We start from the raw sequence: 26612 nt of genomic DNA on the forward strand, positions 1-26612 counted from the left end.
ACAATGCAGACCGTATTAGCGAAAATCGTTGCCGATAAGGCCATCTGGGTTGAAGCGCGGAAACAGCAGCAGCCGCTCGCCAGTTTCCAGAATGACGTGGTTCCGAGCAGCCGTCGTTTTTATGATGCCCTGCGGGGCGCGCGCACCGCATTTATCCTGGAGTGCAAAAAGGCCTCCCCGTCGAAAGGGGTGATCCGCGACGATTTCGACCCGGCGAAGATCGCCACCATCTATAAGCACCACGCTTCGGCTATTTCGGTGCTGACCGATGAGAAATATTTTCAGGGAAGTTTTGATTTTCTGCCCATCGTCAGCGGCATCGCGCCGCAGCCGATTTTGTGCAAAGACTTTATCATCGACCCGTATCAAATCTGGCTGGCGCGTTTTTATCAGGCCGACGCCTGCCTGCTGATGCTCTCGGTCCTGGACGATGAACAGTACCGCCAGCTTGCTGCGGTCGCGCACAGCCTGAACATGGGTGTGCTGACCGAAGTGAGCAACGAAGAGGAGCTGGAGCGCGCTATCGCCCTCGAGGCAAAAGTGGTCGGGATCAATAACCGCGACCTGCGCGATCTCTCCATCGACCTGAACCGCACCCGCCAACTGGCGCCGCGTCTGGGCGCAGGCGTAACGGTGATTAGCGAGTCCGGCATCAACAGTTATGCCCAGGTTCGCGAGCTGAGCCACTTCGCCAACGGCTTCCTGATTGGGTCGGCGATGATGGAGCAGGACGATCTCAGCGCCGCGGTACGTCGCGTGCTGCTGGGGGAGAACAAGGTCTGCGGCCTGACGCGTCCACAGGATGTCGCCGCCGCTTATGAAGCGGGCGCCATTTACGGCGGGCTGATCTTCGTTGATGCCTCCCCGCGCAACGTGACCGAGGCGCAGGCGCGCGAGGTGATCGCCGCCGCCCCGTTACAGTATGTGGGCGTCTTCCTTAATGGTGCCATCGAACAGGTGGCGGCCACGGCAGAGTCGCTTTCCCTGGCCGCCGTCCAGCTGCACGGCAGCGAAGATCAGGCGTATATCGATGCCCTGCGCGAAAGGCTAAAACCGCAGGTGCAAATCTGGAAAGCGCTGAGCGTGGCCGATAACCTGCCGCCGCGCACGTTGCAGCATGTTGATAAGTATGTGTTGGATAACGGCCAGGGCGGAACCGGGCAGCGTTTTGACTGGTCGCTGCTCAAGGGCGAGAAGCTGGATAACGTCCTGCTCGCCGGGGGCTTAAGCCCCGATAACTGCGTTGAAGCCGCCAAAGCGGGCTGCGCAGGTCTCGATTTTAATTCAGGCGTTGAGTCGCAGCCGGGCATAAAAGATGCCAGCAAACTGGCTTCGGTGTTCAAAACGCTGCGTGCATATTAAGGAAGAGAAGATGACCACATTATTAAATCCCTATTTTGGTGAGTTTGGCGGCATGTATGTGCCGCAAATCCTGATGCCCGCCCTGCGCCAGCTTGAAGAGGCGTTCGTGAGTGCGCAAAAAGATCCGCTCTTCCAGGCTGAATTCACCGACCTGCTGAAAAACTACGCCGGACGCCCTACGGCCCTGACCAAATGCCGCAACCTGACAGAGGGGACGAACACCACCCTGTATCTGAAGCGTGAAGATCTGCTCCACGGCGGTGCGCATAAAACTAACCAGGTGCTGGGCCAGGCGCTGCTGGCAAAACGGATGGGTAAAACCGAAATCATTGCCGAAACCGGGGCCGGTCAGCACGGTGTGGCATCGGCGCTGGCCAGCGCCCTGCTCGGCCTGAAATGCCGTATCTACATGGGGGCAAAAGACGTTGAGCGCCAGTCGCCGAACGTCTTCCGTATGCGTCTGATGGGCGCGGAAGTGATCCCGGTGCACAGTGGCTCGGCCACCCTGAAAGATGCCTGTAACGAGGCGCTGCGCGACTGGTCCGGTAACTATGAAAACGCCCACTATATGCTCGGTACCGCCGCGGGCCCGCACCCGTTCCCGACTATTGTGCGTGAATTCCAGCGTATGATCGGTGAAGAGACCAAAGCGCAGATCCTCGAAAAAGAGGGTCGCCTGCCGGATGCGGTGATCGCCTGCGTGGGCGGCGGCTCTAATGCAATCGGCATGTTTGCTGACTTCATCGACGACACCCGTGTGGGGCTGATCGGCGTTGAACCTGCTGGTCACGGGATTGAAACCGGTGAACACGGCGCGCCACTGAAGCATGGCCGCGTAGGCATCTACTTCGGCATGAAAGCGCCGATGATGCAGACCGACGAAGGCCAGATTGAAGAGTCGTACTCCATCTCTGCTGGGCTGGACTTTCCGTCCGTGGGGCCGCAGCACGCACACCTGAACAGCATCGGTCGCGCCGAGTATGTCTCGATTACCGATGACGAAGCGCTGGAAGCGTTCAAAACCCTGTGCCGTAAGGAGGGGATTATCCCGGCACTGGAGTCTTCCCACGCCCTGGCCCATGCCCTGAAAATGATCAAAGAGAACCCGGAAAAAGAGCAGCTGCTGGTGGTCAACCTTTCCGGTCGCGGTGATAAAGACATCTTCACCGTTCACGATATTCTGAAAGCACGAGGGGAAATCTGATGGAACGTTACGATAACGTGTTTGCTGAACTTAAGGCCCGCAAGGAAGGCGCGTTTGTTCCCTTCGTCACGCTGGGCGACCCCTCTCCGGAGCAGTCGCTGAAAATCATCGACGCCCTGGTTGAAGCGGGCGCCGACGCGCTGGAGCTGGGTATTCCCTTCTCCGATCCGTTGGCCGATGGCCCGACCATTCAGAGTGCCACCCTGCGCGCCTTTGCCGCAGGCGTGACCCCGACCCAGTGCTTCGAGATGCTGGCAACCATCCGTCAGAAATACCCGGCGATGCCCATCGGCCTGCTGATGTACGCTAACCTGGTCTTTAACCGCGGCATTGACGAGTTCTACGCCGAGTGCGCGCGCGTGGGCGTGGATTCGGTGCTGGTCGCCGATGTCCCGGTCGAGGAGTCTGCCCCGTTCCGCCAGGCGGCGATGCGTCATAACGTTGCGCCGATCTTTATCTGCCCACCGAATGCCGATGATAACCTGCTGCGCCAGATCGCCTCCCACGGTCGCGGCTATACCTACCTGCTGTCCCGCGCCGGGGTGACGGGTGCGGAGAACAAAGCCGCCCTGCCGCTGCACCATCTGGTGGAAAAACTGACGGAGTACAATGCCGCACCGCCGCTGCAGGGCTTTGGTATTTCAGCGCCTGAGCAGGTAACCGCGGCGCTGGGTGCCGGGGCGGCCGGGGCGATTTCCGGCTCGGCAATCGTCAAAATTATCGAGAACAATGTCGATAAGCCTGAACAGATGTTGAGCGAGCTGAAGGCCTTTGTCAGCGCCATGAAAGCCGCAACCCGTCCGCAGTAAAAGAGCCGCCGTCTGGTTTTTTACCAGGCGGCTTCACGCATAAATTGATCCCTTCGATCTTTAACGCAGTTAATCCTTTTCAAACGCGATTCCCGGCGTATCATCCTCACGTTTTATAACACTTCCTCCTTAAACCTTCTGAGTTCAGAGGCTTAACTATGTCATGGCAATATTTTAAGCAGACTTATTTAATTAAGTTCTGGTCACCTGTTCCTGCCGTTATCGCTGCCGGGATCCTCTCCACCTACTATTTTGGCATCACCGGCACTTTTTGGGCGGTTACGGGTGAATTTACCCGTTGGGGCGGACAGTTGCTGCAACTGGCAGGTGTTCACACCGAAACGTGGGGTTACTTCAAACTCATTCACCTTGATGGCTCCCCACTGACACGCATCGACGGCATGATGATCATCGGGATGTTCGGCGGCTGTTTTGCTGCCGCACTTTGGGCCAACAACGTCAAGCTGCGTATGCCGCACAGCCGGATCCGCATCGCCCAGGCGGTGGTTGGCGGTATCATCGCCGGGTTTGGTGCGCGCCTGGCGATGGGCTGTAACCTTGCGGCTTTCTTTACCGGGATCCCACAGTTCTCCCTCCACGCCTGGTTTTTTGCGCTCGCCACCGCCGTCGGCTCGTACTTTGGCGCGCGCTTTACCCTGCTGCCCCTGTTCCGTATTCCGGTCAAAATGCAAAAAGTGAGCGCGGCCTCGCCGTTAACGCAGAAGCCGGATCAGGCCCGTCGTCGCTTTCGTCTCGGTATGCTGGTCTTCTTCGGCATGCTGGCCTGGGCGCTCTGTACCGCGCTAAACCAGCCGAAGCTCGGGCTGGCGATGCTGTTCGGTGTCGGATTTGGTCTGCTTATCGAGCGGGCGCAGATCTGCTTTACCTCCGCGTTTCGCGATATGTGGATCACCGGCCGTACCATGATGGCGAAGGCGATTATCGCCGGGATGGCGGTGAGCGCCATCGGGATCTTCAGCTACGTCCAGCTGGGTGTCGCGCCTAAAATCATGTGGGCCGGGCCGAACGCCGTGATCGGCGGGCTACTGTTTGGCTTTGGGATTGTGCTGGCGGGCGGCTGCGAGACCGGGTGGATGTACCGCGCGGTGGAAGGCCAGGTGCACTACTGGTGGGTTGGTCTGGGTAATGTGATTGGCTCGACCCTGCTGGCTTACTGGTGGGATGATTTATCCCCCGCGCTGGCGACGAACTGGGACAAGGTTAATCTTCTCAACACCTTTGGCCCGCTGGGTGGATTGCTGGTGACCTACATTTTGCTGCTGGTCGCCTTTTTGCTGGTGCTGGCGCAGGAGAAACGCTTCTTCCGCCGCGCTGCCATGAAAACTGACATTCGTGAGGAAGCCGCATGAAAGCGATCGTTCCCGACTACCGCCTCGATATGCTGGGCGAACCTTGCCCCTACCCGGCGGTTGCCACGCTTGAGGCGATGCCGCAACTGAAAAAGGGCGAGATCCTGGAGGTGGTGAGCGACTGCCCTCAATCCATCAACAATATTCCCCTGGACGCCAGAAACCACGGCTATACGGTACTGGATATCCAACAGGATGGGCCCACCATCCGCTATCTCATCCAAAAATAATAAGCGGGTGGCGCCAGGCCACCCTTTCTTAAGTATTAATCCCATTTTCTCCAGGATATCCCTATTGAGTCTATGCTTTACATTGACTACAAAAGGAGAACGTTATGTCAGACCAAAATCTTGATAATGATGCACAATATGCAGGTGAAAAAGCGAAGAACAAACTGGATGAATTCGCCGGTGCTGCACAGCAGCAGTTTGGCGAGGCCGTTGATTCGCCAAAACATCAGCTGAAGGGTGCCGGGCGCAAATATGCTGCACAGGCAAGCGACGTTGTTACTGATGTGACCGACGCAGTGAAAAATAACCCCCTAACCGGCCTGATTGCCGCGGGTGCGGTGGGTATTGTTCTTGGCCTGCTGTTAGGGCGTAAATAAAAAAAGGCCCCTCGGGGCCTTCTTATTTTCAGAAGCGGTATCCCGCCGAGAACATAAACACCCACGGATCCAGACGGGTGTTTATATTTTGCTGCTGATCCCCCGCCTTAAAGCGCACTTCGGTGTCGATATCCATGTACCAGACCGACATATTAATCAGCCAGTCACGGTTGATGAGGTAATCCAGCCCCACCTGCCCCGCCATACCCCATGAATCTTTCAGGCTCAGATCGGAAAGGCCAGCCGCTTTACCGGTGTCGTTAAACTTCTCATCAAAAAACGTGGTGTAGTTGACCCCGGCGCCAACGTAGGGGCGAACCTTGCTGCCAGCATCGCCGAAATACCACTGAGCCATCAGCGTCGGCGGCAGATGGTGAACCGTGGCGATATCCCCGGTTGGGCCCGTACCTACTCTGTGGCGAAACGGCGTGGCCGCCAGCAGTTCAACGCCGACGTTGTCGGTCGCCATCCAGGTAAAGGTCATCCCCGCCTGGGTATTGTTACTGACGTTAAAACCGCCCAAACCGAGCACATTGTCCGAGCCTTCCGTAGGACGCACCGTCGCCGTCCCGAGACGGAAAAAGAACTCACCTGCTTCGTGGGCCATTGCGCCGCCGGAAAGCGTGCTCAGAATCAGTGCTGCCACCGCTGCTTTTTTCATATCCATTCCCTCGTTATGGTTTTATTCAGGAACGGAATATACCTACAAATGATTAATAAGTGATCTTGCATTGATCACACTAAATTCAGTGATTTAACATTCATTGATCTAAATTAATTTTTTTCACAACTAGCAAAAATTGGTAGGCAGGGTCTGGATCAATTTTGCCATTTCGGACACAAAACGCCCCGCTTGCCCACAACCGCGCAAAATGGCAGCGACGCATTACGGGCGCTTTACAAAGATATGCTTTTCCATACAAGGCTTGATACTGCCACCGTACACTTATCCAGGGTACAATTGCCCGCTAATTAACACCTGCAATACTCAAGGAGAGTGCATGTCTATCACGGCGAAGTCTGTCTACCGTGACACGGGGAATTTTTTCCGCAATCAGTTCGTTACCTTTTTACTGATCGCCTTGTTGTGCGCATTTATCACGGTGGTACTTGGTCATGCTTTTTCGCCGAGTGAGGAGCAAATTGCCAGCCTGAGCGAAGGCGATCAAATCGCCAGCAGCGTTGGTCTGTTTGAGATGGTGCAGAACATGACCCCGGAACAGCAGCAGATCCTGTTGCGGGCTTCTGCGGCCTCGACCTTTTCCGGTCTTATCGGCAATGCCATTCTGGCTGGCGGCGTGCTGCTGATGATCCAGCTGGTTTCTGCCGGGCAACGCGTCAGCGCGCTGCGGGCGATAGGTGCCAGCGCGCCGCTGCTGCCCAAGCTGTTTATTCTGATCTTTTTAACCACCATGCTAGTGCAATTAGGGATTATGCTGGTTGTGGTGCCGGGCGTGCTGTTGGCGATTGTGCTCGCCTTCGCCCCCGTAATGATGGTGCAGGACCGCATGGGCATTTTTGTCGCCATGCGTAGCAGTATCCGGCTTGCATGGTCTAATATGCGTCTGGTCGCGCCAGCGGTAATGAGCTGGCTGCTGGCGAAAACTCTGCTGCTGCTGTTTGCACCCAATCTTGCCGTTCTGACGCCTAACGTCGGTGCTGTTGTGGCAAATACCCTGAGCAACCTCATCTCCGCTGTCTTGCTCGTTTATTTGTTCCGCCTGTACACGTTAATTCGCCAGTAATTTTTCTGACGGCCTGTTCAGAACGTACAGGCCATCGCTGATAGATGGAATCGAAGAATGAAGCAGTTTCTTGATTTTTTACCCCTGGTTGTCTTTTTTGCTTTCTATAAGCTGTATGACATTTACGCCGCGACCACTGCCCTGATCGTCGCCACCGCAGTCGTGCTGATTTACAGCTGGGTGCGCTACCGCAAGGTTGAAAAAATGGCCCTGATCACCTTTGTGCTGGTGGCCGTCTTCGGCGGGCTGACCGTCTTTTTCCACAACGATGAGTTCATCAAGTGGAAAGTGACCGTCATTTACGTGCTGTTTGCGGGTGCCCTGCTGTTCAGCCAGTGGGTGATGAAAAAGCCGCTTATCCAGCGCATGCTGGGTAAAGAGCTGGCGCTGCCGCAGGCGGTCTGGTCGCGCCTGAATATCGCCTGGGCGGTGTTCTTTATTCTTTGTGGTCTGGCGAATATCTATATCGCTTTCTGGCTGCCGCAGAACATCTGGGTCAACTTTAAAGTCTTTGGTCTGACCGCCTTAACGCTGATTTTCACCCTCCTGAGCGGCATCTACATCTATCGCCACATGCCGCAGGACGACAAGCAGTAATCCTTCCGCCAGGCTTAATAAGCCTGGCGTTTTTCTTCTGTTCTCTCCGGCAGCAAATCATAGTAGCATCCCGCCTGAAGTCCTCCGTAATAAGTAGAGTTCATAATGACAACAACGAACGCCCCGCAGGGCGAACTGGTTTTACGCACACTTGCAATGCCCGCCGACACCAATGCGAACGGCGATATTTTTGGCGGCTGGTTAATGTCGCAGATGGATATGGGCGGGGCGATCCTCGCTAAAGAGATTGCCCATGGTCGCGTGGTGACGGTCCGGGTTGATGGTATGACCTTTCTGCGGCCTGTCGCGGTGGGTGATGTGGTCTGCTGTTACGCGCGTTGCGTGAAACGGGGAAATACCTCGGTGTCGATCAATATCGAAGTGTGGGTGAAGAAGGTCTCTTCGGAACCGATCGGCCAGCGCTATAAGGCCACCGAAGCGCTCTTTATTTACGTGGCGGTGGATAGCGAAGGCAAACCGCGCGCATTACCGCAGGCATAAAAAAAGCCTCCCAGTTGGGAGGCTTTTTTTATTATTCCATCTGTGCCCCGCCGTTGAGGCGGAAAACGATATTGACGATGAGCCCACTGCCTGGCTTACCGGCTTCGTAGCGCCACTTACGCATCGCGTTTTTCACATCACGCTCGAACATGTTTGACGGCTGCGCGGAGAGGATCTGGATATTATCCACACGTCCGTCGGCGGTGACGTCAAATTTCACCCGTACACGCCCTTCAATACGCAGAGCCTGAGCGCGCGATGGATATTGCGGCTGGTTACGGCTCAACGCACGTGGACCCGCCGGTGCCGCTGGAACCGGCTTAGCGGTAACTGGCGCGGAGTTCATGACCGGGCGAGCCGGGGCTGCGCGCTCAACGGGCTGTGTGGTACGTGGCTCAACCGGGCGCTCTTGACGCTTCGGACGCTCTTCCACCTTTTTCACCGGCTTCGGCTTCGGCTTCGGCTTCGGTTTTGGCTTGGGCTCCGGTTTGTGGATCACCACAGGCGCTTCTTTTGGCGGCTCAGGAACAACTTCAGGTTCTGGTTCTGGCTCGGGTTCGGGCTCTGCAACAGGCTCCGGTGGAGGCGCGACCTGCACAGGCTCCAGCTCCGCAGGCGTTACCATGGTCACCGAAATCGGCTGCGCGGGCGCTGGCATTTCAATAACCTGATGTACCGATGTGTAAAGCAGACCCGCCACCACGGCTCCGTGAATTCCGACGGACAACAGCGTCGGCCAGGGAAAGCGGCGAGGTAAATCGAGGGTCATTGAAGTCATAATCGTTTCAGTTAAAAAGCCAGGCCCTGATTTTAAATGCAAATAGCAATCATATTCAATAAGCCAGTTAAACTTCGCCCGATTTTACCGTCCAGCTGGCGAAAAAAGGCACATCAGGCGCAAGGTTTTAACAATGTTGCCATCTTTACATTGCAGTCACCTGCACTTTCACATAACGTAATTCCCACTTTTATCGGTTAAGGAGCTCCGCTGTGCTTTACGTGATTTTTGCTGCAGATGTCGCTGATTCTCTGGAAAAACGTCTTTCCGTACGCCCTGCCCACCTTGCGCGCTTACAGCTGCTGCATGACGAAGGCAGATTACTGACCGCAGGACCAATGCCTGCCGTCGACAGCAACGATCCGGGTGCGGCGGGATTTACCGGCTCAACGGTGATTGCCGAATTTGAATCCCTCGAAGCGGCACAGGCCTGGGCGCAGGACGACCCGTATGTGGCGGCAGGCGTGTATGATAACGTCGTGGTGAAGCCGTTTAAAAAAGTTTTCTAAGATAAAAAAAGGCTCCGTACCAGGAGCCTTTTTTATTAGTTAAGCGATGCCAGCCGCGCCGCAAAGCCAACAAACAGTAATCCTATTAAACCATTTCCCAGCTTCGCCAGTTTCTTTTTGGTTTTCAGGTAGCGCGTAACAAACGCGCCGGAGAAGATCAGGAAGCTCATATAGATAAAACTGATGATTTCCAGCGTGACCGCGAGGATCATAAAAGCGACGCCGGTGTGCTTCGCGTGAACGTCAATAAACTGCACAAAGAATGAGACATAAAACAAAATCGCCTTCGGGTTGGTCATACTCAGCACCAGCGAGCGTTTCATTATGGTTTTAGCCGGTTCGAGACCGCCAGCATCGCCCTGCTGTGTATGCCTTATTACCGACCAGAGCATTTTGCCGCCCAGCCATAACAGATAGAACGCCCCGAGATAGCGCACAATATTAAACAGCATTGGCGTGGTCTGGATCAGCGCCGCAACCCCTGCCCATGCCAGAAACATCAGTACCGCATCGCCAATAAATACGCCACTGGCGGCAAGATAGCCCTTTTTCACACCGTGACCAATACCGGTTTTTAAAACGAATAAGGTATTAGGTCCAGGAACCAGAACAATAAAAATAGCCCCGACAACATAGGTCCAGAAATTCAGTACACCCAAATCCGCAAACACCTCATCCTCCTTTTTGACGTAGCGAATAAAAAACATCGGGCACCTCTGTGGGTGCCCTTGTGTCATTCAGTAATCCTGAATGGCGAACAGCAACGCATTGCGATGACGGTTCATACTGCATTTTCTGATGGCGTGGATACGCATATTACGGCGGGATTGAGCTTCCAGCCAACGCGCTTTGCGACGACTTGTCTGTCGCAACATGCGCCAGCGCCCTACTTCTGTTCTACTGCGCTTCATGTTACCAACTCTTCACAAAACAGAGCGTTCATTATAGTCCCTTGCCTGCGGCAGACCAGCGCTTTTATCTGGCGTTTTTATTTGCCAGAAAAATCCTGACGCGTAAACTCTTAACAATACGCTTTCAAAAGGATTTTTTATTATGACAACCTTCTACACCGTGGTGAGTTGGCTGCTCATTCTGGGATACTGGCTGTTAATCGCAGGGGTGACGTTACGCATCCTGATGAAGCGCAGAGCAGTTCCCTCTGCCATGGCATGGCTGTTGATTATTTATATCCTGCCGCTGGTCGGCATCATTGCGTATTTATCCTTCGGTGAGCTTCACCTCGGTAAACGTCGGGCCGAGCGTGCCCGGGCGATGTGGCCCTCCACGGCGAAATGGCTGAACGATCTGAAATCCTGCAAACATATTTTTGCCGAAGAGAACAGTGACGTCGCCGCGTCGTTATTTAAGCTCTGTGAACGCCGCCAGGGGATTGCCGGGGTGAAAGGCAATCAGCTGCAATTGATGACCACCTCTGATGACGTTATGAACGCCCTGATCCGCGATATTCAGCTGGCGCGGCATAATATCGAGATGGTGTTTTATATCTGGCAGCCCGGTGGCATGGCCGATCAGGTAGCTGAATCCCTGATGGCCGCGGCACGCCGGGGGATCCACTGCCGTCTGATGCTCGACTCCGCCGGTAGCGTGAACTTTTTCCGCAGCAACTGGGCATCCATGATGCGCAATGCCGGTGTGGAAGTGGTCGAAGCGTTAAAGGTTAACCTGATGCGTGTGTTTCTGCGCAGGATGGATCTGCGCCAGCACCGCAAAATGGTGCTCATCGACAACTACATCGCCTATACCGGCAGCATGAACATGGTCGACCCGCGCTTCTTTAAACAGGATGCCGGTGTGGGCCAATGGATCGATCTGATGGCGCGTATGGAGGGGCCGGTCGCCACCGCGATGGGGATCGTCTACTCCTGTGACTGGGAGATTGAAACCGGCAAACGCATTCTGCCCCCACCGCCGGATGCCAATATCATGCCGTTTGAACAGGCCAGCGGGCACACTATTCATACTATCGCCTCCGGACCGGGCTTCCCGGAAGATCTGATCCATCAGGCGTTATTGACCGCCGCCTATTCCGCCCGCGAATACCTGATCATGACCACCCCCTATTTCGTGCCGAGTGACGATCTGCTCCACGCTATCTGCACCGCCGCCCAGCGCGGGGTCGATGTCAGTATTATCCTGCCGCGCAAGAACGATTCGGTGCTGGTGGGCTGGGCCAGCCGGGCCTTTTTCAGCGAACTGCTGGCGGCCGGGGTGAAGATTTACCAGTTTGAAGGTGGGCTGCTGCACACCAAGAGCGTGCTGGTGGATGGTGAGCTTAGCCTGGTGGGAACAGTGAACCTCGATATGCGCAGTCTGTGGCTCAATTTTGAGATCACGCTGGTGATCGACGATACCGGTTTTGGGGGCGATCTGGCGGCCGTGCAGGATGATTATATCTCGCGCTCCCGCCTGCTGGATGCCCGTCTGTGGATGAAAAGGCCGCTATGGCAGCGAATTGCCGAACGACTGTTTTACTTCTTTAGTCCGTTGCTGTAAAACGTGCCCAACGATGTTAAACAGGTAGTCATCATGGAAATGGATCTGAACAATCGCCTGACCGAAGACGAAACGCTCGAGCAGGCCTACGATATCTTTCTGGAACTGGCCGTCGATAATCTCGACCCGGCGGATGTGATTCTCTTTAATTTGCAGTTTGAAGAGCGTGGCGGCGCCGAGCTGTTCGATCCGTCTGAAGACTGGGCTGAACATGTCGATTACGACCTGAACCCGGACTTCTTCGCCGAGGTGGTGATTGGCCTGGCGGAGACCGACGGCGGAGAGATCAATGATATCTTTGCCCGCGTTCTACTGTGTCGTGAGAAAGACCACAAGCTGTGCCATATACTCTGGCGCGAATAAAAAAAGGCTGCGATTGCAGCCTTTTTTATTGCCAGTTACCCGGTCAGAGCGGGTCAACCTTCAGGCAGGAGACCGCATGGCGGAAGCTGCCCTCCAGTACCGGACGCGTTTTCGCGCACTCCGGCCCGGCAATCGGGCAGCGGGTACGGAACACGCAGCCAGATGGTGGGTTGATGGGCGACGGCAGTTCCCCTTCCAGCAGCTGAATGGTCTTATTCTGCTCCAGGTCAGGATCCGGCACCGGCACGGCAGACATCAGCGCTCTGGTGTAAGGGTGTAACGGATTATGATACACCTCGTCATAGGTGCCCAGCTCCACCGCATGGCCGAGATACATCACCAGTACGCGATCGGAGATGTGCTTCACCACCGCCAGGTCGTGGGCGATAAAGATCAGCGACAGCCCCATCTCACGCTGCAGTTTCTGCAGCAGGTTAACCACCTGCGCCTGAATCGACACGTCCAGCGCCGAGACCGGTTCGTCACAGATAATCAGCTTCGGCTCCAGGATCAGCGCGCGGGCAATGCCGATACGCTGGCACTGGCCACCCGAGAACTCGTGCGGATAGCGGTTGATAAGGTTCGGCAGCAGACCTACCTTCATCATCATCGCCTTGACGCGGTCGCGCACTTCGGTACGCGGCATCTTCGGATGATAGGTACGCAGCGGCTCTGCGATGATCTCGCCAATGGTCATACGCGGATTCAGTGACGCCAGCGGATCCTGGAAAATCATCTGAATGTCGCTTCGGACCTCGCGCCACTCTTCCGGCTTCATCCCCAGCAGATCTTTACCCAGCCAGGCGACCTTGCCGCCAGTGGCTTTCACCAGGCCGATGATCGCGCGGGCAAAGGTGGATTTGCCGCAGCCCGACTCCCCCACCACGCCAAGAGTTTCCCCCTCGTAGAGACGCAGGGTGACGCCGTCAACCGCTTTCAGGGTTTTCGCCGGCTGCCAGAACCACTGCTTGCCGTCTTTGATGTCGAAGTGCACTTTCAGATCGGCGATTTCAAGCAGAACATTTCTTTTTTCGTCAATGGCTGTCATACCAGCTCCTCGTACGGCTTAAAGCAGGCACGCAGACGGCCTGGTGCAAACTCTTCCAGCGGTGGCGCGCTGTTGCAAATTTCCATCGCGTGCGGACAACGCGGCTGGAACGGGCAGCCTTTCGGCAGACGCAGCAGGTTAGGCGGGTTGCCAGGAATGGTCAGCAGCGACTCCCCTTCCGCATCAAGACGCGGTACCGCATTCAGCAGGCCAATGGAGTACGGGTGCGCCGGATGGTAGAAGACATCACGCGCTTTACCGTACTCCATGGTACGCCCGGCATACATCACCAGCACTTTGTCGCAGATCCCGGCCACGACGCCCAGATCGTGGGTAATCATGATGATCGCAGTATTAAACTCGCGCTTCAGCTCGTTCAGCAGGGTCATGATCTGCGCCTGAACGGTCACGTCCAGGGCGGTGGTGGGTTCATCGGCAATGAGCAGTTTTGGCCGGCACAGCAGCGCCATCGCGATCATCACGCGCTGGCGCATCCCGCCGGAAAACTCGTGCGGGAACATGCGCATACGCTTACGCGCTTCCGGCATTTTTACCGCATCCAGCATCTTAACCGACTCTTCAAACGCTTCGGCTTTGCCCATCCCTTTGTGCAGCATCAGCACTTCCATCAGCTGCTCGCCCACACGCATGTACGGGTTCAGGGAGGTCATCGGATCCTGGAAAATCATGGATATCTGCTCGGCACGCAGCTTGTTAAGCTCGTTCTCCGGCAGGTTAAGGATCTGCTTACCGTTAAAGGTGGCAGAGCCGCCGATAACGCCGTTTTGTGCCAGCAGCCCCATCAGCGCGAACGCCGTCTGGGATTTACCGGAACCGGATTCACCCACGATACCCAGCGTTTCGCCAGCACGCAGGCTGAAGTTAAGATCGTTTACCGCGGTCACATCGCCATCAGGCGTTTTAAAGGTGACGCGCAGATCTTTCACATCCAGCAGGAGATTACCCTGCTGATGCGCTTGTGGGGCCGAGGCCGTTTCAATAATAGTCATGGCGGCACTCCTTAACGGTCTTTCGGATCGAGGGCATCACGCAGGCCATCGCCGATAAAGTTGAAACAAAACAGTGTCACCACCAGGAAACCCGCCGGGAACAGCAGCAGCCACGGTGAAACTTCCATAGAGTTGGCGCCATCGCTCAGCAGCGCACCCCAGCTGCTCAGCGGCTCCTGGGTACCCAGGCCGAGGAAGCTCAGGAAAGATTCAAACAGGATCATGCTCGGAACCAGTAGGGAGGCATACACCACCACCACACCCAGCACGTTTGGCACGATATGACGGACCACAATATTACCGGTTGAAACCCCGCCCACCTGCGCCGCTTCGATAAACTCTTTGCGCTTCAGGCTCAGGGTCTGGCCGCGCACGATACGCGCCATATCGAGCCAGGAGACCATGCCGATAGCCACGAAGATCAGCAAAATGTTCTGGCCAAAGAAGGTCACCAACAGGATGACGAAGAACATAAACGGGAAGGAGTTAAGGATCTCCAGAATACGCATCATCACCGAATCGACCTTGCCGCCGAGATAGCCGGAGAGCGATCCGTATAACGTCCCCAGAATCACCGCAACAAAGGCTGCTGCGATCCCTACCATCAACGAAATGCGTCCACCGATGGCCACACGGACCAGCAGGTCACGTCCGGAAGAGTCGGTACCAAAGTAGTGGCCCGATTCGGTATCCGGCGCGCTGGACATCATGCCCCAGTCGGTGTCGAAGTAGGTGAACTGCGACAGCATCGGCGCCAGCGTCACAAACAGGGCGATAAGGACCAGGACAATCAGGCTGGCAACCGCAGCACGGTTATGCATGAAGCGACGGCGTGCATCCTGCCAGAGGCTGCGCCCCTCCACTTCCAGTTTTTCACTGAAGTTTTCCAGCGCCTCGCTGTTTTTCTTACTTAACATCATGGCGAGCTCCAGTGTCAGTAGCGGATTTTCGGATCGATAACGGCATAGAGCACGTCGACGATCGCGTTAAAGAAGATGGTGAGCGCGCCAACGAGAATGGTCAGACTCAGTACCAGTGAATAGTCGCGGTTAAGGGCGCCGTTAACGAACAGCTGGCCGATACCCGGCAGACCATAGATGGTTTCGATAACCATTGACCCGGTGATAATCCCGACGAACGCAGGGCCCAGATAAGAGAGCACCGGCAGCAGCGCAGGTTTTAACGCGTGACGGAAGATGATGCGGCGCATCGGCAGCCCTTTGGCCCGGGCAGTACGGATGAAGTTCGAGTGCAATACTTCAATCATTGAACCCCGGGTAATACGCGAAATACTGGCGATATAAGCGAGAGACAACGCGACCATCGGCAGGATCATAAATTTCAGCGCCCCGCCATTCCAGCCGCCGCCGGGCAGCCATTTTAGGGTGATGGCAAATATCATGACCAGCAAGGGGGCCACGACAAAACTCGGTATGACGACACCGGTCATTGCCACCCCCATAACGGTGTAATCCCATTTCGTATTCTGATTAAGCGCAGCAATAACGCCCGCCGTGACGCCAAGAATAACGGCCAGTAAAAACGCCGCGGCGCCTAATTTCGCCGAAACGGGGAAGCTGGACGCCACCAGATCGTTTACGGAATAATCTTTATATTTAAACGACGGACCAAAATCACCGTGGGCCAGCTGTTTCAGATAGTTGAAATACTGGGTGGAGATAGGATCGTTTAAATGATATTTCGCTTCGATATTCGCCATAACTTCTGGCGGCAGCGTACGTTCACCGGTGAATGGACTTCCCGGCGCGAGACGCATCATAAAGAAGGAGATCGTGATAAGAATAAATAGCGTTGGGATCGCTTCAAGACAGCGACGTAGGATAAATTTCAACATTGCCCGTACCTTCTGGCGTGTGCCTATATAATATTACGATGAGTAGACACCGTGGGGCAGACAGCGCCCGCCCCACTCATTGCCATTAATGCTTGATAATATACAAGTTTTTAACGTAGATATTATCCATCGGGTCTTTCCCGGTATATCCACCTACCCACGGTTTCACCAGACGGGCGTTCACGTAGTAGTAAACCGGTACGATCGCAGAATCTTTGTCGAGCTGCTGTTCCGCTTTCGCGTACAGATCGGCGCGCTGCGCTTCGTCAGTCACTTTCAAGGTATCGCCAATCAGCTTATCGAACTCTGCGCTCTTATAGTGCGCGGTGTTGTTCGAGCTGTCGCTCAGCATGGTGTTCAGGAAAGAGGTCGGCTCGTTGTAGTCCGCACACCAGCCGGCACGGGCCACATCAAAGGTGCCCTGATGGCGGCTATCCAGGAAGGTTTTCCACTCCTGGTTTTCCAGCTTCACGTTCACACCCAGGTTTTTCTTCCAGATGGAAGAGACTGCGATAGCCAGTTTCTTATGCAGATCGGAGGTGTTATACAGCAGGCTGAAGGTCAGCGGCTTGTCTGCGGTATAACCCGCTTCGGCCAGCAATTTCTTCGCTTCTGCATTACGCTGTTCCTGGGTCATTTTGAACCATTCTGGCTCGGTCAGCTTCGCACCATCGGTGTACGGTGGCGTGTAGCTGTACGCTGGCAGGTCGCCCTGGTTTTTCACCTTGTTGACGATGATATCGCGATCCAGCGCCAGCTTCAGGGCGGTACGAACGCGAACATCTGTGAATGGCGCTTTCTGGTTGTTGATTTCGTAATAATAGGTGCAGAGGTACGGGTCAACATGTACTTCAGCAGGGATCTCTTTCTTCAGCTTCTGGAAGAGTTCAATCGGCATGTTGTTATAGGTCATGTCGATTTCGCCGCTGCGGTAGCGGTTAACGTCAGTCACTTCAGAAGAGATTGGCAGGTAGGTAACCTGGTTAATGACAGTTTTCGCGTTATCCCAGTAGTTGGTATTACGCTCCAGGTCGATACGTTCGTTAACGACCCAGGCTTTCAGCTTGTAGGCGCCGTTGGTCACGATATTGGCAGGCTGAGTCCACTTATCGCCAAATTTTTCAACCGCGGCTTTTGGAACCGGGGAAACGGACGGGTGAACCAGCAGCTTATAGAAATAAGGAACCGGCTCGCTCAGGGTAACTTCGAACGTATTGTCATCGATCGCTTTTACGCCGAGATCGGTAATCGGTTTTTTGCCGGTGATGATGTCATCGATATTGGCGATGTGGCCATACTGCAGATAACTCGCATACGGAGAGGCAGTATTAGGATCTGCCAGACGCTGCCAGCTATAAACGAAATCGTGGGCGGTAACCGGGGAACCATCGGACCATTTCGCGTCTTTACGCAGGTGGAAGGTCCAGACTTTAAAGTCCTTGTTTTCCCATTTTTCAGCTACACCCGCAACCGGGTGGCCGTTTACGTCAGTGACCAGCAGACCTTCGAACAGATCGCGGTTAACGTTAGACTCCGGTACACCTTCAATCTTGTGCGGATCCAGAGACTGAACCTCAGCACCGTTGTTACGTACCAGCGTTTGCTTCTCCGCCAGTTGAACTCCAGCAGGGACGTCAGCAGCCATTGCAACGTTGCCTGCGATTAGCGCAGTTAAAATCCCCGCAGCTACCAGACTTTTTTTTGTGATGATGGACATTGTGTTGATACTCCACTCTTTATAATTACTGGTTTTTACCAGCCTGTTTAATTCCCCTTTTTAGGGGTTCCCTGACAACGTAGGAGTTTATGCTGCCGTCAGGCGTTTTTTACTTCTCGCTATCACCGACTTTACTATTACTGGCGGCTCGTCTGGCCACCTTGCGTCGATTTGTGACATGCCTCCCCTGCCGAGGCATGTATTAATTCTTATAGGTCAGAATCGTTAATGAAAAAGATTCTCATCTATAAGAAGTACGCTGAAATGGAATGGCCGGAAAGTACCAAATGAGTTACTTAGGTGCCAATACATTTTGCAAATTTGTTAACCAATTCTCTTTTACGGAAGAGACCGTTACGCCGTGGGCTGCCATGCCGCGCATCGAATGCGAAAAAAGTGCCTGCTATTCAATGAGATGAAGAAAGTATTGTCGATGAGCGTACCGCGATGCCAGAAGCGATCTGTTTTTTGTACAAAAAATTAACAACTGTCTATTATTTAGCACATTCATCTAAATCATTCAGCAAATTACTAATATCATCTCAGTAATCTTGCAGCAAGCCCCAGAGTATTGTGTGAGTAAAATAACAGACGCTTTGCGCGGTTTATGACCAGATGAACGGTATGTGGAAAGGCAACTTGTTGAAAGTTAACAAAACAAAATTATTAATAAAATTTATTATAGTTAAAGCGATTTTCAACTTTCATTATATGATTTGCTGATAATGACAAAAAAAGCGGAGCCCAGTGCTCCGCTTTTTCATTTGAAGGATTACCCTAATAACCCCGGAAAAATTGATTTCAGACCGGTAACAATAAATTCAATCCCCAGCGCCATCAGCAGCAGACCCATAATACGGGTGATAACGTTAATGCCTGTCTGGCCCAGCAGGCGTACCAGCCACGGCGCAATACGGAACACCCCCCAGCAACAGAAGGCAAACAGGGCAATAGCTATCGAGAAGCCAATCAGATGCATCAGGTTATGGTAACGCGTTCCCCATACGATGGTAGAACTGATCGCCCCTGGCCCTGCCATCAAGGGCAATGCCAGCGGCACCACGCCGATGCTCTCTCGGATGGCGGTTTCTGATTTCTCCTGCTTGTTCTGTTTGTCCTCACCCAGCTTGCCGCTGATCATTGACATGGCAATGGTGACCACAAGGATCCCGCCGGCTATTCTGAACGAATCGATCGAGATGCCAAAAATCTGCAATATTGAATCGCCAAGATAGAGCGACGTCAGCAGGATGATCGCCACGGATAAATTTGCCGTCAGGTTGGTTTTATTCCTGGCAAGGGCGGTTTGATAGCTGGTCATACTGATAAAGACGGGAATAATGCCCACCGGGTTCACCAGCGCGAACAGACCAATAAAGAACTTAAAATACGTTGGGAAATCAAAGAGCGATAGGCTCACTGTTAGCTCCGCTGATTAGCAAGTCTTAATATAAAATGTGGCATCCACAATAACCCGGCAGACGATACGCCTTTTATGCCTCTACTTCATCACAATAATGCTAAATATGGTGATGTTACGCTGTAAAATATTTGTGTACTTTATGCGTTGTTATGGTTCAATTAGTTTTGCAATTATTTAACAATCGATGAAATGCCCTAAAATACCCCTGCTGAAAGGTATCAGCTTATGGATAAATTGATACAGATCATGTTTTCGGTACTCAGAAGTGAGTAATCTTGATTACGCCACCAGGGAGACTCAGAGTCTGAACGTAGGCTACTGATGGAAGGCTCTTTTAGTAAATCAGGGGAACGATAAAGACGTTAACATCTTGTTTTTACGTAAGTTAAGCAAGTGGCAATGACGCTGACTATACTGTTTTCGTGTCGAGCAGCTGATTTACTAAAAGAGTTTAACATTATCAGGAGAGCATTATGGCTGTTACTAATGTCGCTGAACTTAACGCACTTGTAGAGCGCGTAAAAAAAGCCCAGCGTGAATATGCCAATTTCACCCAAGAACAGGTTGATAAAATCTTCCGCGCCGCCGCTCTGGCTGCTGCAGATGCTCGAATCCCTCTCGCTAAAATGGCCGTTGCCGAATCCGGTATGGGTATCGTTGAAGATAAAGTGATTAAAAACCACTTTGCTTCTGAGTATATCTATAACGCCTATAAAGATGAGAAGACTTGTGGCGTTCTGTCTGAAGATGACACGTTCGGTACCATCACCATTGCTGAGCCAATCGGCATCATCTGCGGTATCGTTCCAACCACCAACCCAACTTCTACTGCTATCTTCAAATCGCTGATCAGCCTGAAGACGCGTAACGCAATCATTTTCTCTCCACACCCACGTGCTAAAGATGCAACCAACAAAGCTGCAGATATCGTTCTGCAAGCGGCGATCGCTGCGGGTGCACCGAAAGATCTGATCGGCTGGATCGATCAGCCTTCCGTGGAACTGTCTAACGCTCTGATGCACCACCCAGACATTAACCTGATTCTGGCAACTGGTGGCCCAGGCATGGTTAAAGCGGCCTATAGCTCCGGTAAACCAGCTATCGGCGTAGGTGCGGGTAACACCCCAGTTGTTATCGACGAAACCGCCGATATTAAACGTGCTGTTGCCTCTGTACTGATGTCTAAAACCTTCGATAACGGCGTAATCTGTGCTTCCGAGCAGTCCGTTGTTGTTGTTGATTCCGTATACGATGCCGTTCGCGAACGTTTCGCCAGCCACGGCGGCTATCTGCTGCAGGGCAAAGAGCTGAAAGCGGTTCAGGACATCATCCTGAAAAATGGCGCTCTGAACGCCGCCATCGTAGGTCAGCCAGCGTATAAAATTGCTGAACTGGCAGGTTTCACCGTTCCAGCCAGCACGAAAATCCTGATTGGCGAAGTGAATATCGTTGACGAAAGCGAGCCGTTTGCACACGAAAAACTCTCTCCGACGCTGGCAATGTACCGCGCGAAAGATTTCGAAGATGCGGTTGATAAAGCAGAGAAACTGGTAGCGATGGGCGGTATCGGCCATACCTCCTGTCTCTACACTGACCAGGATAACCAGCCTGAACGTGTGGCCTACTTCGGTCAGATGATGAAAACTGCACGTATCCTGATCAACACCCCTGCTTCTCAGGGTGGTATCGGTGACCTGTATAACTTCAAACTCGCGCCTTCCCTGACTCTGGGTTGTGGTTCATGGGGTGGTAACTCCATCTCTGAGAACGTTGGTCCTAAGCACCTGATCAACAAGAAAACCGTTGCTAAGCGAGCTGAAAACATGTTGTGGCATAAACTTCCGAAATCTATCTACTTCCGCCGTGGCTCCCTGCCAATCGCGCTGGATGAAGTGATTACTGATGGCCACAAACGTGCGCTCATCGTGACTGACCGTTTCCTGTTCAACAATGGCTACGCAGACCAGATCACCTCTGTTCTGAAAGCGGCTGGCGTGGAAACTGAAGTGTTCTTCGAAGTTGAAGCTGACCCAACCCTGTCTGTTGTTCGCAAAGGCGCAGAGCTGGCAAACTCCTTTAAACCAGACGTGATCATCGCGCTGGGCGGCGGCTCCCCAATGGACGCAGCCAAAATTATGTGGGTAATGTACGAGCACCCAGAAACGCACTTCGAAGAGCTGGCGCTGCGCTTTATGGATATCCGTAAACGTATCTACAAGTTCCCGAAAATGGGCGTGAAAGCGAAAATGATCGCCGTCACCACCACTTCCGGTACCGGTTCTGAAGTGACACCGTTTGCTGTTGTTACCGACGATGCAACAGGTCAGAAATACCCACTGGCAGACTACGCTCTGACCCCGGACATGGCGATTGTTGACGCCAACCTGGTCATGGATATGCCGAAATCACTCTGCGCATTCGGTGGTCTGGATGCGGTAACTCACGCCCTGGAAGCTTATGTTTCTGTACTGGCGTCTGAGTTCTCTGACGGTCAGGCTCTGCAGGCACTGAAACTGCTGAAAGAGAACCTGCCAGCCTCTTATAACGAAGGCTCTAAAAACCCGGTTGCCCGTGAGCGTGTGCACAGTGCTGCCACCATCGCCGGTATCGCGTTTGCTAACGCCTTCCTGGGTGTGTGTCACTCCATGGCGCACAAGCTGGGCTCTCAGTTCCACATTCCTCACGGTCTGGCGAACGCCCTGCTGATCTCTAACGTTATCCGTTATAACGCTAACGATAACCCGACCAAGCAGACTGCATTCAGCCAGTACGACCGTCCACAAGCGCGTCGTCGCTACGCAGAAATCGCTGACCACCTGGGCCTGAGCGCTCCTGGTGACCGCACTGCTGCGAAGATCGAGAAACTGCTGGCATGGCTGGAAAGCCTGAAAGCAGAGCTGGGTATTCCTAAGTCTATCCGTGAAGCTGGCGTTCAGGAAGCTGACTTCCTGGCACACGTAGACAAGCTGTCTGAAGATGCCTTTGATGACCAGTGTACTGGTGCGAACCCGCGCTACCCACTGATCGCAGAGCTGAAACAGATCCTGCTGGATACCTACTATGGCCGCGAATACACTGAAGGTGTGGTTGCTGCACCGGCAGCTGTAGAAACCCTGGTAAAAGCGGATAAGAAAGCGAAGAAAAGCGCTTAATTAATCGCTCAATAAAAAACCCGCTTCGGCGGGTTTTTTTATGTCTCTTTTCCAGCGTAAATAGCAACAGACTCTACTGGACCGTTAACGACGACTGGCTTCCTGAATCGCTGTCAGAGAGCCTACCACCAGCGCCTCTTTATAATGCTTACGACATACGGATACATAGCGCTCATTGCCGCCAATCACCACCTGTTCGCCTTCTGCATAGGGTTTTCCTGCCTGATCAAGACGCAGCACCATACTCGCTTTACGCCCGCAGAAGCAGATGGTTTTTAATTCCACCAGTTTGTCTGACCAGGCCAGCAAATACTGGCTGCCGACAAACAGCTCGCCGCGAAAATCCGTTCTCAGCCCATAACAAAGTACCGGAATATCCAGCTCATCAACCACTTCAGAAAGCTCATGAACCTGCTGACGCGTTAAAAACTGGCTCTCATCCACCAGTACGCAATGGACTGCCTGGTCAGCGGCCTCTGCACGAATTTCATCCAGCAGATTGGTTTGGGGGTTAAATAACCTGGCCGGAGAAGAGAGGCCAATTCGGGAGCTCACTTTTCCGGCACCAAAACGGTCATCGATTTCAGCGGTATAAACCACCGTACGCATCCCACGCTCCTGATAATTGTAGGAGGATTGCAGTAACGCGGTCGACTTACCTGCGTTCATTGCTGAATAGTAGAAATACAGTTGTGCCATTGGCCGTTAAACCCTAATCAATGTGTATTATTACCGATACGGGATTGTACCATATTTTGTCGGGTCTTCCGTGCTGCGGCGCGGAAGACCCGCGTTACGAGAGATTTCATCCTTCGCCAGGATATAGGACAACTTACGAGGGAGCAGATGAAAAGGACGTAAAAACTCATGGTTTTATAAACGCTAAGTTCTGGAAAAATCTGTTATTTTAATGTCGATACGGGGCTTGAAATGATTCAGGTGTAATTAAAAATTCCCTTGGGCAACCGTGTTTTGAGTACTAATACGAAAGGTTGATATTTATCCGGAGAAACAAAAATCCCCATGAAAATTGTCTGCAAAAAAAGAGTTCACCGTCAGGTTTACAACGCATCTTTTGATAACGCCGCCCCCCTTTCACCTCACCAAATTTAAGTTCTGATAATTAATAATAGTCCCGAATATTAGGTATTTTTGAATTCCTTACATTCTGGCCTATTGCACATATCAATTTATGCCTCTATTATTACCTCAACAAACCCCCACATTATAAGTTTGAGATTACTACAATGAGCGAAGCACTTAAAATTCTGAACAACATCCGCACTCTCCGTGCCCAGGCGAGAGAATGTACTCTGGAAACGCTTGAAGAAATGCTGGAGAAATTAGAAGTCGTTGTTAATGAGCGTCGTGAAGAAGAAAACGCCGCTGCTGCTGAAATCGAAGAACGTACACGTAAACTGCAGCAATATCGTGAAATGCTGATCGCTGATGGTATTGATCCTAACGAATTGCTGAACAGCATGGCTGCCGCTAAAACCGGTACTAAAGCTAAACGTGCTGCGCGTCCGGCTAAATATAGCTACATCGATGAGAACGGCGAATCTAAAACCTGGACCGGCCAGGGTCGTACTCCAGCTGTTATCAAAAAAGCAATGGATGAGCAAGGTAAACAACTGGACGACTTCCTGATTCAGGAATAAGTCAGTAAATATCCGAAAAATCCCGCTTAATGCGGGATTTTTTATGCCTGTATTTTATCTCGTGTGACTTTCTGTTACACGTGCTCATATAACGATTACATCACACTATTACCCTACCCGACGTGAGTGACACCCTAAAAAAGTTATAAAAAAACCGGTGTAGCATGGCTATCACCGGTTTTGCTTAGGGCGTTAACGCCGTATTAGTTTTTAATGCCCAGCGTCTCTTTCAGCCAGCCCTTAAATTCTTCGCCCAGGGACTGGTGACGAACACCATATTCAACGAAGGCCTGCATGTAACCGAGTTTATTACCGCAGTCGTGGCTCTTCCCTTTCATGTGGTAAGCCTCCACGGTCTCTTTTTCGATCAGCATGTCGATGGCGTCGGTCAGCTGGATTTCATCCCCGGCACCTGGAGGCGTTTTCGCCAGCAGCGGCCAAATCTCTGCGCTCAGAACATAACGCCCTACTACAGCGAGGTTAGACGGCGCTACGTCAGCTTTTGGCTTCTCAACCACGCCAACCATTGGCACGCTGTCGCCCGGGTTCATCGCCACACCTTTGCAGTCGACAACGCCGTATGCGGTCACGTCTTCAACCGGCTCAACCATGATCTGGCTGCTGCCCGTTTCGTCGAAACGTTTAATCATTTCAGCCAGGTTATCCTGGGAAAGATCGGATTCAAACTCGTCGAGAATAACGTCCGGTAAAATAACCGCTACCGGCTCGTTACCGACTACCGGATGAGCACACAGGACTGCATGACCCAGACCTTTTGCCAGCCCCTGACGGACCTGCATAATAGTCACGTGCGGCGGGCAAATAGACTGCACTTCCTGAAGAAGCTGACGCTTCACGCGTTTTTCCAGCATGGCTTCAAGTTCAAAACTGGTATCGAAATGGTTTTCGATAGAGTTTTTGGATGAATGTGTTACCAGCACAATTTCAGTAATGCCTGCAGCAATACATTCGTTGACCACATACTGGATTAATGGCTTATCAACGAGTGGCAGCATCTCTTTTGGAATTGCCTTCGTTGCTGGCAGCATCCTGGTTCCCAACCCGGCAACCGGGATAACGGCCTTTCTCACTTTCGAATTTACGGCAGCCATTGAAACTCTCCTGAACTGTTCATGTTTTGAACTTTAGTCTGCATTAATAACGCGTTTAGTATATCAGCCTGGGGAGGATGTCCGGGTCTGAAAAGGACGCGCTACCGCTTAATTAGGATAAATACGAATAAAAACAGGCACCGATAGTAGCATTGCCCGTAAAACGACGGTAAAGCTATCTACCGTTTAAATTCCAACTGACTATTCTGTGGACAACATTAAGCGCAACCGCCCCCCTGTACCCCAAATTTGGCATTGCCATGAGGTGCAGCGATGGCTTATTTGATTCAGATAAGTATTTCCTAAGGTTCCTAACGGAACGCCGTTGCTGACCTGAATATGATGCTCACCCGTATTAAGCGTGGCATTAAGTCCGGCGGAGACTAAAATCAAATTTTTCAGGCCGCTATGGTAATAACCGACCAGTAATGGGAATTGTCCTGGCAAACTGGCCTGGCGCAGCAGCTGGTTAACCTGTTTCAGCAGGCTACCTAACTCAGGCAGGCGCTGACCCTGATGAGAAAGTTGTTCCTGAAGCAAGCCATTAAATAATGCTCGCAATAATAATGCCGCCAGCACGCCATTATCGCCCGCCCGGGTAACATCCAGACAATAAAACGCCAGATCGTTATCGGATAATGGTGCGATATCCAGCACCAGACCCGGTTGATCGGCAGCCATCAGCTGGCGGTAATTAACTTTGCAGCCGGAAAATGTCTGCTGAACCGGCGGCTGAAGCTCCTGTAACAGTTTCGCCGCCGCAGAGGGGTTATTCACCAGCGCATCCCAGTCCTGAAAAAGCCGCTCTTCCTCTTCAACACGCGAATTAAACATATTGGGATAGAGGCAGGCGAGAACGGTTTCACGCAAGCGATTCAAATCTTTAACTGGCTTAAGCAATACGTCCTGGACACCCAGGCGTAACGCTTTTGCGATATCGGCCATATTTTCGGTCGCAGAAATGACCAGAATGGGGATCTGGTCACCGGCATTACGTAAATGCTCCACCAGCTTCAGGCCATTCATCCGCGGCATGGCGATGTCGCAAATCATCAAATCGGGCTTAATGCCCACCATTTTTTCCAGGGCGTCGATCCCATCACCTGCAAGTGCAGTCGTCGCCCCCAGCGATGATAGCCATGAATCCAGTAAGGAGCGGAAAACAGGCTCGTCTTCAACTATCAGAATTTGTTTCCCGGCTAATGGCTGTGTCATGGTCTCTCCCGGCGCTGACAATAGATAAATAGTGGCATGCTATCGGCACTATCGCCTGTC

At 52.9% G+C, this 26612-nt stretch carries 27 protein-coding genes and 1 pseudogene; 15 read left to right on the forward strand and 13 right to left on the reverse strand.

The window, feature by feature from the left end:
- Positions 1-3: 3 nt before the first annotated feature.
- The 6 genes from trpCF (at position 4) to GNG26_RS12875 (ending at position 5352) form a co-directional block, all read left to right on the forward strand.
- Entirely contained in the window at positions 4-1362 is a 1359-nt protein-coding gene (gene trpCF / locus GNG26_RS12850; protein ID WP_156239039.1) for a bifunctional indole-3-glycerol-phosphate synthase TrpC/phosphoribosylanthranilate isomerase TrpF, read from the forward strand.
- Between the two features lie 10 nt (positions 1363-1372).
- Positions 1373-2566 carry a tryptophan synthase subunit beta gene (trpB, locus tag GNG26_RS12855; RefSeq protein WP_103179902.1) on the forward strand — a complete coding sequence of 398 codons (1194 nt, stop codon included), beginning with the start codon at positions 1373-1375 and terminating at the stop codon, positions 2564-2566.
- Complete coding sequence (gene trpA, locus GNG26_RS12860; RefSeq protein WP_103179903.1) at positions 2566-3375, forward strand: tryptophan synthase subunit alpha; 810 nt, start codon at positions 2566-2568, stop codon at positions 3373-3375. Before trpB ends, trpA begins: the two co-directional genes overlap by 1 nt.
- Positions 3376-3533: 158 nt before the next feature.
- Entirely contained in the window at positions 3534-4745 is a 1212-nt protein-coding gene (yedE, locus tag GNG26_RS12865; protein ID WP_156239040.1) for a selenium metabolism membrane protein YedE/FdhT, read from the forward strand.
- Positions 4742-4975, forward strand: a complete 234-nt coding sequence (gene yedF, locus GNG26_RS12870; protein ID WP_103179905.1) for a sulfurtransferase-like selenium metabolism protein YedF — start codon at positions 4742-4744, stop codon at positions 4973-4975. The genes yedE and yedF overlap by 4 nt, the downstream gene beginning before the upstream one ends.
- A 104-nt stretch (positions 4976-5079) precedes the next feature.
- Positions 5080-5352: a YqjD family protein gene (locus GNG26_RS12875; RefSeq protein ID WP_103179906.1), complete on the forward strand. Its 273-nt coding sequence runs from the start codon at positions 5080-5082 to the stop codon at positions 5350-5352.
- Positions 5353-5380: 28 nt separating this feature from the next.
- Here the strand turns inward: GNG26_RS12875 and ompW are convergent, their stop codons facing one another.
- Entirely contained in the window at positions 5381-6013 is a 633-nt protein-coding gene (gene ompW, locus GNG26_RS12880; RefSeq protein WP_103822261.1) for an outer membrane protein OmpW, read from the reverse strand.
- 225 nt (positions 6014-6238) lie between these two features.
- Between ompW and GNG26_RS12885 the strand changes: the two are divergent.
- The 4 genes and pseudogenes from GNG26_RS12885 to yciA form a co-directional block, all read left to right on the forward strand.
- A pseudogene (locus GNG26_RS12885) lies at positions 6239-6328 on the forward strand (YkgJ family cysteine cluster protein); the annotation flags it as partial.
- Positions 6329-6353: 25 nt separating this feature from the next.
- On the forward strand, positions 6354-7097 hold the full coding sequence (locus GNG26_RS12890; protein WP_103822262.1) for a YciC family protein: 744 nt from the start codon (positions 6354-6356) through the stop codon (positions 7095-7097).
- A gap of 57 nt (positions 7098-7154) precedes the next feature.
- Positions 7155-7694 (forward strand): septation protein A, encoded by a 540-nt coding sequence (locus GNG26_RS12895; RefSeq protein WP_103179909.1) that lies wholly within the window; start codon positions 7155-7157, stop codon positions 7692-7694.
- 105 nt (positions 7695-7799) lie between these two features.
- Positions 7800-8195, forward strand: a complete 396-nt coding sequence (gene yciA / locus GNG26_RS12900; protein ID WP_103179910.1) for an acyl-CoA thioester hydrolase YciA — start codon at positions 7800-7802, stop codon at positions 8193-8195.
- A gap of 31 nt (positions 8196-8226) precedes the next feature.
- Here yciA and tonB read toward each other — a convergent pair whose 3' ends face one another.
- Positions 8227-8964, reverse strand: a complete 738-nt coding sequence (gene tonB / locus GNG26_RS12905) for a TonB system transport protein TonB (RefSeq protein ID WP_103822505.1) — start codon at positions 8962-8964, stop codon at positions 8227-8229.
- A 221-nt stretch (positions 8965-9185) separates the two neighbouring features.
- On the opposite strand from tonB, the gene GNG26_RS12910 reads away from it, so the two are divergent.
- Positions 9186-9482, forward strand: a complete 297-nt coding sequence (locus GNG26_RS12910) for a YciI family protein (protein ID WP_032611245.1) — start codon at positions 9186-9188, stop codon at positions 9480-9482.
- A 35-nt stretch (positions 9483-9517) separates the two neighbouring features.
- On the opposite strand, the gene leuE is transcribed toward GNG26_RS12910, so the two are convergent.
- Positions 9518-10153, reverse strand: coding sequence for a leucine efflux protein LeuE (gene leuE / locus GNG26_RS12915; RefSeq protein WP_103822506.1), 636 nt, complete (start codon positions 10151-10153; stop codon positions 9518-9520).
- 66 nt (positions 10154-10219) lie between these two features.
- Complete coding sequence (locus GNG26_RS12920; protein WP_139157093.1) at positions 10220-10393, reverse strand: YciY family protein; 174 nt, start codon at positions 10391-10393, stop codon at positions 10220-10222.
- A 142-nt stretch (positions 10394-10535) separates the two neighbouring features.
- On the opposite strand from GNG26_RS12920, the gene cls reads away from it, so the two are divergent.
- The gene (gene cls / locus GNG26_RS12925; protein WP_103179911.1) at positions 10536-11996 is read left to right on the forward strand and encodes a cardiolipin synthase; all 1461 of its coding nucleotides are present in this window, start codon (positions 10536-10538) and stop codon (positions 11994-11996) included.
- A gap of 33 nt (positions 11997-12029) precedes the next feature.
- The gene (locus tag GNG26_RS12930; RefSeq protein ID WP_103179912.1) at positions 12030-12359 is read left to right on the forward strand and encodes an HI1450 family dsDNA-mimic protein; all 330 of its coding nucleotides are present in this window, start codon (positions 12030-12032) and stop codon (positions 12357-12359) included.
- A 43-nt stretch (positions 12360-12402) separates the two neighbouring features.
- Here the strand turns inward: GNG26_RS12930 and oppF are convergent, their stop codons facing one another.
- From oppF to GNG26_RS12960, 6 genes are all read right to left on the reverse strand, one after another.
- The gene (gene oppF, locus GNG26_RS12935; RefSeq protein ID WP_103179913.1) at positions 12403-13407 is read right to left on the reverse strand and encodes a murein tripeptide/oligopeptide ABC transporter ATP-binding protein OppF; all 1005 of its coding nucleotides are present in this window, start codon (positions 13405-13407) and stop codon (positions 12403-12405) included.
- Positions 13404-14417 carry an ABC transporter ATP-binding protein gene (locus GNG26_RS12940; protein ID WP_103179914.1) on the reverse strand — a complete coding sequence of 338 codons (1014 nt, stop codon included), beginning with the start codon at positions 14415-14417 and terminating at the stop codon, positions 13404-13406. Before GNG26_RS12940 ends, oppF begins: the two co-directional genes overlap by 4 nt.
- Before the next feature lie 11 nt (positions 14418-14428).
- Entirely contained in the window at positions 14429-15337 is a 909-nt protein-coding gene (gene oppC, locus GNG26_RS12945) for an oligopeptide ABC transporter permease OppC (RefSeq protein WP_103179915.1), read from the reverse strand.
- Positions 15338-15351: 14 nt separating this feature from the next.
- A complete protein-coding gene (gene oppB, locus GNG26_RS12950) occupies positions 15352-16272 on the reverse strand; it encodes an oligopeptide ABC transporter permease OppB (RefSeq protein ID WP_103179916.1) in 921 nt (306 codons plus the stop codon).
- A gap of 85 nt (positions 16273-16357) precedes the next feature.
- Complete coding sequence (gene oppA / locus GNG26_RS12955) at positions 16358-17989, reverse strand: oligopeptide ABC transporter substrate-binding protein OppA (protein WP_114314720.1); 1632 nt, start codon at positions 17987-17989, stop codon at positions 16358-16360.
- 772 nt (positions 17990-18761) lie between these two features.
- Positions 18762-19409 carry a YchE family NAAT transporter gene (locus GNG26_RS12960; protein WP_103179918.1) on the reverse strand — a complete coding sequence of 216 codons (648 nt, stop codon included), beginning with the start codon at positions 19407-19409 and terminating at the stop codon, positions 18762-18764.
- Positions 19410-19885: 476 nt separating this feature from the next.
- Between GNG26_RS12960 and adhE the strand changes: the two genes are divergently transcribed.
- Positions 19886-22564, forward strand: a complete 2679-nt coding sequence (gene adhE / locus GNG26_RS12965) for a bifunctional acetaldehyde-CoA/alcohol dehydrogenase (RefSeq protein ID WP_103822264.1) — start codon at positions 19886-19888, stop codon at positions 22562-22564.
- Positions 22565-22648: 84 nt separating this feature from the next.
- Here the strand turns inward: adhE and tdk are convergent, their stop codons facing one another.
- Complete coding sequence (tdk, locus tag GNG26_RS12970) at positions 22649-23263, reverse strand: thymidine kinase (RefSeq protein WP_103822265.1); 615 nt, start codon at positions 23261-23263, stop codon at positions 22649-22651.
- 548 nt (positions 23264-23811) lie between these two features.
- Between tdk and hns the strand changes: the two genes are divergently transcribed.
- Entirely contained in the window at positions 23812-24225 is a 414-nt protein-coding gene (gene hns, locus GNG26_RS12975) for a histone-like nucleoid-structuring protein H-NS (RefSeq protein WP_039030686.1), read from the forward strand.
- A gap of 203 nt (positions 24226-24428) precedes the next feature.
- Here the strand turns inward: hns and galU are convergent, their stop codons facing one another.
- Both galU and rssB read right to left on the reverse strand, forming a co-directional pair.
- On the reverse strand, positions 24429-25337 hold the full coding sequence (galU, locus tag GNG26_RS12980) for a UTP--glucose-1-phosphate uridylyltransferase GalU (RefSeq protein ID WP_114314719.1): 909 nt from the start codon (positions 25335-25337) through the stop codon (positions 24429-24431).
- Between the two features lie 201 nt (positions 25338-25538).
- Complete coding sequence (gene rssB / locus GNG26_RS12985; protein ID WP_114314718.1) at positions 25539-26552, reverse strand: two-component system response regulator RssB; 1014 nt, start codon at positions 26550-26552, stop codon at positions 25539-25541.
- Positions 26553-26612 lie beyond the last annotated feature (60 nt).

The organism is Leclercia sp. J807 (genome assembly GCF_009734465.1).
In the GTDB taxonomy this organism is placed as follows: domain Bacteria; phylum Pseudomonadota; class Gammaproteobacteria; order Enterobacterales; family Enterobacteriaceae; genus Enterobacter.